This window comes from Capsulimonas sp. (assembly GCF_039929585.1).
Lineage (GTDB): Bacteria > Armatimonadota > Armatimonadia > Armatimonadales > Capsulimonadaceae > Capsulimonas.
In genome coordinates, this window is record NZ_JBDSQY010000298.1 from 1 (window position 1) to 10,849 (window position 10,849).

The window sequence follows — 10,849 nt, forward strand, 5'->3', positions numbered from 1 at the left end:
AGTGGCGGCCTTGAGAAACTCGTCTGAGCGCCCCGGATTCGTTTCTGGTCCAAGACCAGGACCGTAAGCGCCGGTATCCTGCGGACTAAAGTTGGGTTGACCATATCTCGAGATGCGGCCATTCACATCCGCTGAAGCCAAGCCGACACCCGTGGTTTTTGGAACTAATTTACCGCTCGTATCAAAATCGTATTCACAGGCAGGGTGAATTGGCAATACACTCGACTTATGACAGCTATAGCAGTTGTGACTTGGGTTGTTCGGTAACGTGAAGTTAGAAACAATGGAATATTGATCCGACGTCGCGTCTTTCATGCGCATGAAGTCGCTGAAATACGTCTCCGTCTGATTGACATCAGACGCGCGACGATAAACAGTGAATATGGATACGCTCTTCATCTCAACATTGGCGGGCGCATCAGGCGTGGCCACGCCGAAGACAATCCACTGATCAGCGACCCCAGATGCTCCCATTGCCTGATTTGGCGCGACGACCAGCAATCGTCCGTATGTCTTTGCGGTATCCACAGTGGTAATGAACTGCGCCTTAAAGAAAAAGGCTTTCCATTTTTGGTTATCCGGGAGTGTTTTGTTGTGCTGCTCGATCATGGCCAGCGCATCACGGTATGTTGCCGGATTTGCCATTTTTATGAGGAAGTCTTGACTTTTTAAGAGATCAGGGAACCTGACATAAGGCTCGGCGATGCGAAAATAGTCAACATCGGTGACAGGCATGCCGAGTGCGTGGGTGTTTTTAGCAGCGGCGTCCACTACGCCAATAACGCCCATCCAATGCTGGGCCGTGACAAACCTGACGAAGTTCCCGAGGGCGTGTGAACGATTGGCGTCATCGTTAAAATAGTTCGGGTCCGCCTGAAGGCATTCTTGAATAGTAAGGTACGCATCTTGACTACGCGAAATAACGTCTTTCTGCTTGATGATTTTCACACCGGACGCGTCCGTAAAAGTCGGTTCAAGAATATGGGCAATCTGGTCATCTCGCCAACTCATCCATTGCGTCAGATTCCAAGCTGTCGAACTACTGTTATGAGTGGCGCCTGCGGCGACGAGATCCGACACGAGCGCGAGCGTTAGGATCAGCATTAGAGCGCTAGAACATTTGTTTTTACTCATCTGTGCCTCCGAAATTGCTGCGCCTGAGTTCTCGATCTTATAATTCTAATCTTATAGTTCCGAACTGCTTGCTATTGTTTTGCTGCGTAGAAGAATCTATCCCAGCGCTCCCAGAAGTCGGGGAAGGTCTTCGCAACGCAGCCGGGATCGAGGATCGTAACGCTGGGGAGGCGCAGGCCGGCGACGGCGAAGGACATGGCCATGCGGTGATCGTCGTAGGTCTTAATCTCGGCGGCGTTGTACTTGCCGTCCAAGGGTGGGGTGATGATCCAGTAGTCGCGGCCTTCTTCGACACGGACGCCGAGCTTCGTCAGCTCGTTGGTAATGGCGGCGACACGGTCGGTTTCTTTGACACGGAGACTGGAGAGGCCGCGGATCGTGCTGGGGCCGTCGGCAAAGGCGGCAATCACGGCGAGAGTTTGGGCGGTGTCGGGAATGGCTTCGAGGTTGACGTCAATCGCTTTGAGCGTCTTGGGGCCGCGAAGCGCGATTTGAGCCCCAAAATCGACGTTGCAGCCCATCTTCTCCAGAACACGCGCGAACTTCGCGTCGCCCTGGATCGAGCCGGCGCCGAGATTCTCGAGGACGACATTGCCGCCTGTCACCGCCGCCGCCGCGAGGAAGTAGGTGGCGTTGGACGCGTCGGCCTCCACGTCGTATTCGCGTCCCTGGTAACGCTGTCCAGCGCTCACCGTGAGGGTCCGGTAGTTATCGTTGACCATCTCGACGCCGAAAGCATGCATGACATTCTGCGTCATATCGACATAGGGTTTGGAAATCAAATCACCGACGATCTCGATCTCGACATCCTTCTGGGCGTAAGGCGCCACTTGAAGCAGCGCGGTAAGAAATTGGCTGCTGACGTCGCCACGCAGCAGGCATTTGCCGCCAGGCAGGCCGCCGCCGCGCACGCGGACGGGGGGGCAGCCATTGCTGTGTGTGCTCTCCGCATCCACACCCAACGTGATCAAGGCGCCAAGCAGATCGCGGATCGGGCGCTCGCGCATGCGGGCGACGCCGTCCAGCACGACATCGGAGCCGGCGGGCGCAAGACACGCCGCCGCTGTCAGAAAGCGCACCGTCGTTCCGGAGTTGCCGATAAATATCGGGGACTTCTTCGGCGCGGTGAATGCTCCGCCAACTCCAGTGACTTCAAAATCGCCAGCGTCGGTCAGCGTGACATCGACGCCGAGGCTGCGCAGCGCTTCGAACATATAGAGCGTATCGTCGGATTGCAGCGGATCGCGCAGGATGCTTGGACCGTCGGCGAGGGCGGCGAGCAGCAGCGCGCGATTGGTAATGCTCTTGGAGCCAGGCAGACGGACAGCGGCGTCCACGGGACCAGACACGGGCGTTAAGGGTAGTTTTTCGGGATATTCAAAAGACGGCATGGCTGATTTTAGCACTTTTGTCAGCGTTTGGGCAATGTCCCAATCTAAGCGTCATCTCCTGTAAAGGCATTGGGAATGATCGTGATCCGTGCGGAGCCGTTGCGCAGTCGAATGACTTCCACGACGTCGAAGCGGCAGGGAATATCGTTGAGTTGATGGAGGGAGAGATAAGCTTCGGCGAGCGCCAGTAATTGGCGGCGCTTGGGGGCGTTTACAGCTTCGGACGGGGTGATTTGTGCAGCATCGCGCCGGGCGCGGCGGGTTTTGACTTCAATGAAGACGAGATACTCGCCATGCCAGCCGATCAGGTCAATCTCGCCCCGGCGCATGTCGTGGAAGGGGCGCACGTTGGTGTCCACCATCCGATATCCGTGCGCTTCGAGAAAGGCGATTGTGTCCGCCTCGCCGTCGGCGCCGATCGTTTTACGATTGATCCCCATAGCGGATTGATCTGGGCGCAGCGGCCACGGGAGCGAACGAACGTCGATGGATAGGGCAGGGGCCGTGCTCGCGCAGGGCCGCCATATGGACCGCCGATCCATATCCCTTATGCTTGGCGAAGCCATACTCCGGATACTTTTTGTCGTAAGCCACCATCATACGGTCTCGGGTGACTTTCGCCAAAATGGAGGCGGCCGCGATGCTGACACTGAGGCCGTCGCCGCCGACAATGGCTTTTTGAACCGCGCAGGGAATTCCATGCACCGGAAGCCCATCAATGAGTACGATGTCGGGCGCCCATTCCTGAGGCAGATTGCGGACCGCCTTGTTCATCGCCAGGTGCGTGGCGTGCAGGATGTTGATCTGATCGATCATCTCGCGCGGCACGATGCCGACGCCCACGGCGAGTGCTTCCGCCAAAATCCGATCGTACGCTTTTTCGCGGCGTTTCTCGGTCAGCTTCTTGGAATCATCGATGCCGTCGGTGGAGAAGGTCTCCGGCAGAATCACGCAGGCGGCGACTACGGGGCCGGCGAGCGGACCGCGTCCCACCTCATCCACGCCGGCGACGATGGCGTGTCCTGCCTCGCGTGCCGCCAATTCAAAGCTCCAAAGATCGATGGTTTCTTTGCTCATAATTTTATTGGATCGCGCGCATCCGACGAAGCGGCCAGAAGATGAATTGTGCTTTGCCAACCACACGATTGGCTTCCAGCGGTCCCCATTCGGTGCTGTCTTTGCTGTCGTTTCGGTTGTCGCCCATCATAAAGAAATGTCTGGGAGGAACGCGGCCCGGGGGAGAGGCGCTCAGGAGGTCATACTTTTCCGGCGAAATATCGTCTCCGTCCAAGCGGCAGTTCTGACCGTCGCGCTTGAGCGATTTTCCATCCGAGATCTGTAGATCGTAATCTGGGTCTTCGGCGGTGAACGGCTCGTCGATACGGATGCCGTTGCGGCGCGTCACCCCAGGCTCGATTCGTACGGAGGCGCCGGGGAATCCCGTCACGATTTCGCCGATGCGTGACTTCGATACGGGGACGCCATTGATCAGCACGGCGTCCGGCCGAAACCGGACATGGTAGTCCGCCTGCGTATCGTACTGCGGCTCAAGCTGCACGCGCTCCTTCATCTCCTCGCCGAACAAGCCCACTAGCGCAAATTTATCGCGGATGTTCGTATGCGTGTAAGGCATACCGTTGATGTACACCCTCCCCGCCGTCGTCTGCAGGACATCACCCGGCAGTCCAATCAATCGTTTGATGTAATTGATCGGCGCTCCAGACGGTTCGTTGGGGGAGCCTTCGGTTGCGGCGGCCGGCGGAATGAAGACCACGACGTTGTCGCGCTGCGGCGACCGCAGGCGGTAATCAAGCTTGTTGACGAGAATACGATCGCCGGAGCCATTTTCGCCCAGCAGGGTCGGCTCCATGGAGGGGGATGGGATGAAATAGGCCTGAACGATGAATGGGCGAAGGATCAGGAAGACGAGGGCGATGGCAATGACGCCGGACTCAAGAAACTCGGCGGCGGAGCGGGCAAGGGCGCTTGCGCTGCGGACGAGGACGAGCCGCAAAACTGTCGCGCCTGTAATCAAAACCAGGATCCAGACAATGCTGAGATTCGCCAGCGTCTCGGTGATATTCGATGTCGGCAATGCGGGACTTTCCGTGAAAAATGGGGTCGGAGCGCCAGCGCTCCAAAAACGAAAGAAAGCCGCCGACGGCGCCGGCGGCTTTCGATCCGAGCTAGAAGGTTCGCTTCTCCTTGATGCGGGCCGCCTTGCCGACCTTACCACGCAGGTAGTAAAGCTTGGCGCGACGAACCAGACCGCGGCGAGTGACTTCGATCTTCTCGACGCGCGGCGAATGCAGCAGGAACGAGCGCTCGACGCCGAAGCCGTTGCTGATCTTGCGCACCAGGAACGAGGCGCGCGAGGAGCCTTCCTTGTTGCCGATCACGACGCCTTCGAAAATCTGGGTGCGCTCTTTGCCGCCCTCGACAACCTTCACGTGGACGCGAACGGTGTCTCCGGGGCCGAACTGCGGAACGGACTCTTTTTTCTGAGCGTTCTCAATCTCTTGGATCAATGGATGCATTGTCTAGTTCTCCTCAGAACTCTCCCCCGCAGACGGGGAAGGAATTTCCTCTGAAAGCTGTTTGATCAGTTTCAGGTCTGACTTGGACGGCTGGAATGCCGACCAGAGGTCGGGCCGACGCGCTTGCGTGCGGCGGAACTGCTCCTTGCGTCGCCAGTTGGCGATCGCGGCATGGTTGCCGGAGAGCAGAACTTCTGGGATCGTCCACCCCCGAAAATCGGGGGGACGCGTATATTGCGGATATTCGAGCAGGCCATCGCTGAATGTATCGCCCGCAGCCGACTCTTCGCTCCCCAGAACTCCGGGAAGAAGGCGCACCACGGCGTCGATCAGCACCAGGGCCGGCAGCTCACCGCCGGTCAAAACATAATCGCCGATGGAGATCTCATCGGTCGCCAGGTGCTCGCGCACTCGTTCGTCAAAGCCTTCGTAGTGGCCGCACAACAAGATCAAGTGCGACGACTGCGCGAACTCATGCGCCATCGCCTGTGTCAGTGTTTTTCCCTGCGGGGTCAGCATGACGATCCGGGCGTCCGACGGCGGCTCCAGGCTCTCCACGGCTGCGAAGATCGGTCCAGGGCGCATCACCATGCCCGCGCCGCCGCCGTAAGGCGTGTCGTCGGTGCTGCGGTGGCGATCCGTGGTGTGATCGCGCGGGTCGTGCGCGGCCAGCTCAACACGACCGGCTTCCTGAGCCCGTTTTATTATACTGTGCGAAAGCCCCGACCGGATCATCTCCGGGAAAATCGTAATGACATCGATCTTCAAGACGTCTTAATCCAAGAGGCCGGGAACGTCGCGCACGGTGATGAGGCCGCCGGGAACGTCCACGCTCAGCACGAACTCGGACACCGCTGGAATCAGCGCGTTTTTGTCGGTAACATAAACGTCATTCGCCGGCGTGTTCAATACGTCGTTCAGACGGCCGAGATCGCGTCCGGCGTCGGTGACGATCTTCAGGCCGATCAGCTGATCGACATAGAACTCGCCTTCGGGCAGGCTGGGGCGCTCGGTCTCACGGATGTAGATCGCATGTCCAAAGAGCGCTTCGGCTTCGTTGCGGTCGTTCACTTCTTTGAAGCGCGCGATCCATGCGCCCTTAGGCTGGGACTGCTTGCGCACCGACTGCACCGTCAGCTGGCGTCCGTCCCCGTCGCCTTCCTTGCGCAGCAGAACAATCTGACCGGCCTGAAACGTGCGCGCGGTCACCTCGGGATTGGCCCCGATCAGCCGAAGCCGCAGGTTGCCGCTCACTCCGTGTGCGCCGGCGATCTGCGCCGCCATCACGGAAAAATCTTCGGCCGTCGCCGTATTCTCAGTCTGATCGATCGTCATAAATATCGTTTCAATTCAAATTGGAAAACACCCGTAACAATACGGGCGTGGGATATCCCAGTAAACACGGGAAATGCCCGCCCGGCCGAAACCGGAGCGGGCATGCGCCGTCGGGAGCTGTCTAAGCAATGATCTCGACGTAGACTTTTTTCTTGTCTTTCATCGCAACGGCCTTTGCCACGGTGCGGAGCGCATTCGCGATCCGGCCCTGCTTGCCGATAACCTTGCCAAGATCGCCGGGAGCGACGCGTACTTCGTACGTCGTCGACTCCTCGCCAGGTAACTCGTTAATGACGACCTGATCCGGCTCGTCGACTAGCTCTTTGACGAGGTACTCGATCATTGATTTCACTTACTGTTAACTCCTGGCGCGCCAACACCGTCTCGAGGTCGCGCATCTCGATCAACAATGACGGTGAGGAGAGTGAGAGACAATCGCCCCTTTACTCCGCCGCCGCTGTCGCCGCGCCCGAGATCAGCTCGTACACGCCTTGCTTTTTGAGCAGAGCCTGCGCCGTATCGGTGGGCTGAGCGCCGCACTTGAGCCAATAAACCGCGCGCTCCCCGTCGATCTTCACTTCGGAAGGCTCGACGCACGGGTTGAAGTAGCCAAGGGTCTCGATGAACCGGCCGTCACGAGCTGCGCGGCTATCCGCAACTACCACTCGATAAAAGGGCCGCTTCTTCGCGCCCATTCTGCGAAGCCGAATCTTTACCGCCATAGATGATTATTCTCCTTTCGTCAGATTCTTATTCTTTTTGGCCGACGCTCGCTCCATAACGGAGCTAACGGCGTCCAAACGGAAATTTAAAGGGCGAATTGGACTTTCGCTTGCTCTTTTTGTTACTGCCGGCATGCTTGCCGGCCTGACCGGGCATTCCCGGCATCCCGGGCATTGCGCCGAGATCTTTTCCCGTCAGGCCGCGCATGAGCTTCTTCATCTGCTCGAACTGCGTGAGCAATCGGTTCACATCTTGAATCGATGTTCCGCTGCCCGCCGCAATACGCCGCCGCCGGCTTCCATTGATCAAACTGGGCTCACGCCGTTCGTGAGACGTCATGGAGCGAATGATCGCCTCCACTTGGCCGAGATGTTTTTCGTTCATCTCCATGCCCTGCGGTTTGATGGCGCCGCTCAGTCCCGGGATCATTCCTAGGATCTGATCCAGCGGCCCCAGTTTGCGCATCTGCTGCATCTGCTCGAGGTAGTCCTCGAAATCAAATTTGTTGGCGCGCAGCTTCTTTTCGAACTCCGCAGCCTTTTGCTGATCGATCGCGGCTTCCGCGCGCTCGATCAGTGTCATGACATCACCCATTCCTAGAATGCGCGAAACCATGCGATCCGGATAGAAGATTTCGAGCGCGTCCATCTTCTCGCCGACGCCGACGAACTTAATAGGCTTACCGACAACGGTTTTGACGGAGAGGGCGGCGCCGCCGCGAGCATCACCGTCGAGCTTCGTCAGGATGACGCCGTCGATCTCCAGCGCGTCATTAAAACCCTTCGCGACGTTGACGGCTTCCTGGCCCGTCATGGCGTCCACGACGAGCAAAATCTCATGGGGCCGAACCGTCGCCTTGACGCGCTTCAGCTCATCCATCAGAGCTTCGTCGATTTGCAGACGTCCGGCGGTGTCGACGATCACGACATCGTTGCCATGGCGCTGCGCCCAATCGACGGCGGCCTTCGCGATCTGCGCGGGATCCACTTGGTCCCCCATCGTGAAGACGGGTGTTTTGACCTGCTCGCCGACGACTTCCAGCTGCTTGATCGCAGCGGGCCGATAAATGTCGCCTGCCGCTAGTAGGGGATTGCGTCCCTGCTTGCGCAGCATATGGGCCAGCTTGCCTGCGTGCGTCGTCTTACCGGCTCCCTGCAATCCGCACAACATGATCACTGTTGGCGATTGATGTGAGAACGTCAAAGGCGCTTGCTCACCACCGAGCAGCGCCGTAAGCTCTTCACTGACGATTTTGACGACTTGCTGCGGGGCGTTCAGTCCTTCCAGGATCTGCTCGCCTACGGCCCGTTCCCGGACGCGCGCCGTGAAATCCTTCACGACCTTGAAGTTGACGTCCGCTTCCAGAAGAACGAGACGCACTTCCCGCATAGCGTCGCTTACGTCTTGCTCGCTGAGCGATGATTTGCCGCGGAGACGTTTGAAAACGCCCTGTAATTTATCTGTCAGACTTTCAAACATGAGAGCGAGCTTCGGAAGGTCGACTGGGCGGAAGAAACTCGCAACAGTATACTTGAAAATCTGACGCTGTGTCAAGACAAGTATTTACCATCTGAAACGGTTGTTCTGCGAGACGGAAACGAGCGGAAGCAGGAGAAAGAACGAAAAAAAGAGAAAAATCCTTGAAAATAGCCCTAGAGAGAATCGGACGAGCGGACGATAATTTTTTTTGTAGGCAACCCGTATGTTCCGGTACTTTTGGACTCAATCCGGGTATAGAAAGATCATGTGGAACCTGCCCGAAGTAGGGCGCGTTCTCTTCTTAGAGAGGTCGAACGATGAGCATGCTTTGGAATACGGGCGGTTCCAGCCCGCAGGTGACGGAAAAGGATGTCAAACTCTGCTGTCTGTGCGGCGCGCTGAACCACATGAAAAACAGCGACTGCTTTACTTGTGGATGGCGCGGCGCTTTCGACAACGATCCGGCGATGATCCATCTCGCCTGGGAGCGTCTTTACGACCAGTTCGAGCGCGTGGAGCCCCAGCACATTGGCATGAACCGCCACGCGCCGCTGGGAGACTTCGGCGTCGTCTCCCAGCGGCGTTCGACGCAGGCCCTCACCGCGCGCATCAGCGGCTGGTGGCGGCGTATCATGGCGGAGCGGGATGACCGCGCGGCGCTGCGCGAAGCCAAGCTCAAAGCGCAGCACTTTCCGCCCAATGAGCTCGGCGTCTGAGCTTAAAGTAAGTCTCTATGGCGGCGCGAGCCGCAGCCACTCGACGAATAGGAAATACATTCGGTCGATTAGCAGCGCCATGCGTGTCATGATCGTTGAACCGAAGATGCCGCCAAAGGCAAACATCAGAACGAATCGGCCAAAGCGGGCTGTCCCCTGGACAGCCTTATTTTTTTGCTCGAACGCAAAGAAGAAGTACACCACCACCGACACCAGGATCACCATGAACAGGGCGTTGTTTAGCACGAACGAAACATCGTGCAGCGTGGAGTGAGCAACGCCCGCCGCAGGATGCGGCGGAACGAGCGGCTTGAACGACTTGGACACCTGCGGCATGAAGCCCTGGCAGAAATCCTGAAATACCGTGCCTGCGGCCAAACCGAAGAAGATACCGAAGAGCAAGCGGCTCATCCAGGCGAAGCGCTGGGTGTAAATGCCATAGAACATCAAGCCGACGGGGACGGTCATGATCCACGCCCATTGCCCGTCGACCATCATCGGATCCCAGAATTGCGGCTTTAAGACACGGGTCCAGGTCTGCTGCACTTCGTACCCAAGCGCCAATCCCAAGAAGATGTGCTCAAACAAGCGGTAGAACTTGTTCTCTTTGAAGACCAAAGAGAGAATTGCAATCGTACAGAGCGCTCCGAAAAGCACGATGGGACTGAAAATATGCTGAAGCGTCGAGGACATTACTCTTCCATCCTCCGTGCATGGGCGCGGCCTTGCTGATAGCCGATGTTCCCGATAATGACCAAGAAGATGATCAGCGCATACACCAGCGACAGCGCGCCGGCGCCGCGTGTCGCGAACGCCTTCACTCCCGTCAGTTCCTCATAATCGCCCGCACCCTTCACGCCGGTCAGCAGACCGGAGATCTGATGCGAATCCAGGTAAGGATAAGATTCCGGAGCCATAACGGCGGTAGGGGCGTACAGCAGGGGAGTATTATTGACGCCCTGCACGAGACCGATCCATGTTCCCACGCTCGAGACAGGAGTGATATCGATGATGGCTTTCACATCCTTGACCGTCTTGATCCCCTTCATGACGGGGAATGTCTCAAGCGGCTGACCGTGCCAGTCCTTCTTGATGGTGCCCGGGATATTAGAAACGATTCCTTTGAGCGTCGGCACAAAGACGGAACTGGGACGGAATCCCCAATTGATATAGTCTTCTCCGTACTTGTAGTTGTACTTGCGTGCGACCTTTTCGGCGATCTGCTGCGTGAGGTCGTTGTTCTGGGCGTCGAACGAAAGGATCGCGAAGTGAACGCGGCGCATCATCAAGTGTGTGATGATCGCCTGGGTCTGCCACTTGTTCTCGCCGCGCGTTCCCGAAGACCACATGCCCGAAATGATCACGATCTTATCCGGGTCGGTCTTGGAGATTGTTTCAACCGTACTGTAGAAATCCTTCGATTGCTGACTTGGGACGCCTGGAATGGTGAGTTTGGGAATGAACAGCGGGATGATGATGCTCAGCAGCAGCAGCGCATAGATGACCCGCCGATCGATATTCTGCAGTTTATGCC

14 protein-coding genes are annotated in these 10,849 nt (G+C 57.6%); 1 reads left to right on the forward strand and 13 read right to left on the reverse strand.

Annotation, left to right across the window (positions count from 1 at the left end; all coding sequences use genetic code 11):
* The 11 genes from ABIZ35_RS22900 to ffh form a co-directional block, all read right to left on the reverse strand.
* A partial coding sequence (locus ABIZ35_RS22900) for a hypothetical protein (RefSeq protein WP_348222251.1) occupies nucleotides 1–1,134 on the reverse strand: 1,134 nt, incomplete at its 3' end.
* 71 nt (nucleotides 1,135–1,205) lie between these two features.
* Nucleotides 1,206–2,525 (reverse strand): 3-phosphoshikimate 1-carboxyvinyltransferase, encoded by a 1,320-nt coding sequence (aroA, locus tag ABIZ35_RS22905; protein ID WP_348222252.1) that lies wholly within the window; start codon nucleotides 2,523–2,525, stop codon nucleotides 1,206–1,208.
* A 44-nt stretch (nucleotides 2,526–2,569) separates the two neighbouring features.
* Nucleotides 2,570–2,965, reverse strand: a complete 396-nt coding sequence (locus ABIZ35_RS22910; protein WP_348222253.1) for a YraN family protein — start codon at nucleotides 2,963–2,965, stop codon at nucleotides 2,570–2,572.
* Nucleotides 2,949–3,602, reverse strand: a complete 654-nt coding sequence (locus tag ABIZ35_RS22915) for a ribonuclease HII (protein WP_348222254.1) — start codon at nucleotides 3,600–3,602, stop codon at nucleotides 2,949–2,951. Before ABIZ35_RS22915 ends, ABIZ35_RS22910 begins: the two co-directional genes overlap by 17 nt.
* 4 nt (nucleotides 3,603–3,606) lie before the next feature.
* Nucleotides 3,607–4,620 (reverse strand): signal peptidase I, encoded by a 1,014-nt coding sequence (gene lepB, locus ABIZ35_RS22920; RefSeq protein WP_348222255.1) that lies wholly within the window; start codon nucleotides 4,618–4,620, stop codon nucleotides 3,607–3,609.
* A 91-nt stretch (nucleotides 4,621–4,711) separates the two neighbouring features.
* On the reverse strand, nucleotides 4,712–5,062 hold the full coding sequence (gene rplS / locus ABIZ35_RS22925) for a 50S ribosomal protein L19 (RefSeq protein ID WP_348222256.1): 351 nt from the start codon (nucleotides 5,060–5,062) through the stop codon (nucleotides 4,712–4,714).
* 3 nt (nucleotides 5,063–5,065) lie between these two features.
* The gene (gene trmD / locus ABIZ35_RS22930; RefSeq protein ID WP_348222257.1) at nucleotides 5,066–5,830 is read right to left on the reverse strand and encodes a tRNA (guanosine(37)-N1)-methyltransferase TrmD; all 765 of its coding nucleotides are present in this window, start codon (nucleotides 5,828–5,830) and stop codon (nucleotides 5,066–5,068) included.
* 6 nt (nucleotides 5,831–5,836) lie between these two features.
* Nucleotides 5,837–6,397 (reverse strand): ribosome maturation factor RimM, encoded by a 561-nt coding sequence (rimM, locus tag ABIZ35_RS22935; RefSeq protein ID WP_348222258.1) that lies wholly within the window; start codon nucleotides 6,395–6,397, stop codon nucleotides 5,837–5,839.
* Nucleotides 6,398–6,518: 121 nt separating this feature from the next.
* Entirely contained in the window at nucleotides 6,519–6,749 is a 231-nt protein-coding gene (locus ABIZ35_RS22940) for a KH domain-containing protein (RefSeq protein WP_119321915.1), read from the reverse strand.
* A 91-nt stretch (nucleotides 6,750–6,840) separates the two neighbouring features.
* Nucleotides 6,841–7,119: a 30S ribosomal protein S16 gene (rpsP, locus tag ABIZ35_RS22945; RefSeq protein ID WP_348222259.1), complete on the reverse strand. Its 279-nt coding sequence runs from the start codon at nucleotides 7,117–7,119 to the stop codon at nucleotides 6,841–6,843.
* 64 nt (nucleotides 7,120–7,183) lie between these two features.
* Nucleotides 7,184–8,599, reverse strand: coding sequence for a signal recognition particle protein (gene ffh / locus ABIZ35_RS22950; RefSeq protein ID WP_348222260.1), 1,416 nt, complete (start codon nucleotides 8,597–8,599; stop codon nucleotides 7,184–7,186).
* Between the two features lie 317 nt (nucleotides 8,600–8,916).
* Between ffh and ABIZ35_RS22955 the strand changes: the two genes are divergently transcribed.
* Entirely contained in the window at nucleotides 8,917–9,315 is a 399-nt protein-coding gene (locus ABIZ35_RS22955) for a hypothetical protein (RefSeq protein ID WP_348222261.1), read from the forward strand.
* A gap of 15 nt (nucleotides 9,316–9,330) precedes the next feature.
* Here the strand turns inward: ABIZ35_RS22955 and ABIZ35_RS22960 are convergent, their stop codons facing one another.
* Nucleotides 9,331–10,008: a hypothetical protein gene (locus ABIZ35_RS22960; RefSeq protein ID WP_348222262.1), complete on the reverse strand. Its 678-nt coding sequence runs from the start codon at nucleotides 10,006–10,008 to the stop codon at nucleotides 9,331–9,333.
* Nucleotides 10,008–10,849 (reverse strand): hypothetical protein (locus tag ABIZ35_RS22965; protein WP_348222263.1); only part of this gene is annotated, 842 nt, incomplete at its 5' end. The genes ABIZ35_RS22965 and ABIZ35_RS22960, both read right to left, overlap by 1 nt.

Coding starts and splice junctions, on each gene's coding strand:
- aroA (WP_348222252.1), bottom strand. CDS start 2,525: ATGCCGTCTTTTGAATATCCCGAAAAACTACCCTTAACGCCCGTGTCT.
- ABIZ35_RS22910 (WP_348222253.1), bottom strand. CDS start 2,965: ATGGGGATCAATCGTAAAACGATCGGCGCCGACGGCGAGGCGGACACA.
- ABIZ35_RS22915 (WP_348222254.1), bottom strand. CDS start 3,602: ATGAGCAAAGAAACCATCGATCTTTGGAGCTTTGAATTGGCGGCACGC.
- rplS (WP_348222256.1), bottom strand. CDS start 5,062: ATGCATCCATTGATCCAAGAGATTGAGAACGCTCAGAAAAAAGAGTCC.
- rimM (WP_348222258.1), bottom strand. CDS start 6,397: ATGACGATCGATCAGACTGAGAATACGGCGACGGCCGAAGATTTTTCC.
- rpsP (WP_348222259.1), bottom strand. CDS start 7,119: ATGGCGGTAAAGATTCGGCTTCGCAGAATGGGCGCGAAGAAGCGGCCC.
- ffh (WP_348222260.1), bottom strand. CDS start 8,599: ATGTTTGAAAGTCTGACAGATAAATTACAGGGCGTTTTCAAACGTCTC.
- ABIZ35_RS22955 (WP_348222261.1), top strand. CDS start 8,917: ATGAGCATGCTTTGGAATACGGGCGGTTCCAGCCCGCAGGTGACGGAA.
- ABIZ35_RS22960 (WP_348222262.1), bottom strand. CDS start 10,008: ATGTCCTCGACGCTTCAGCATATTTTCAGTCCCATCGTGCTTTTCGGA.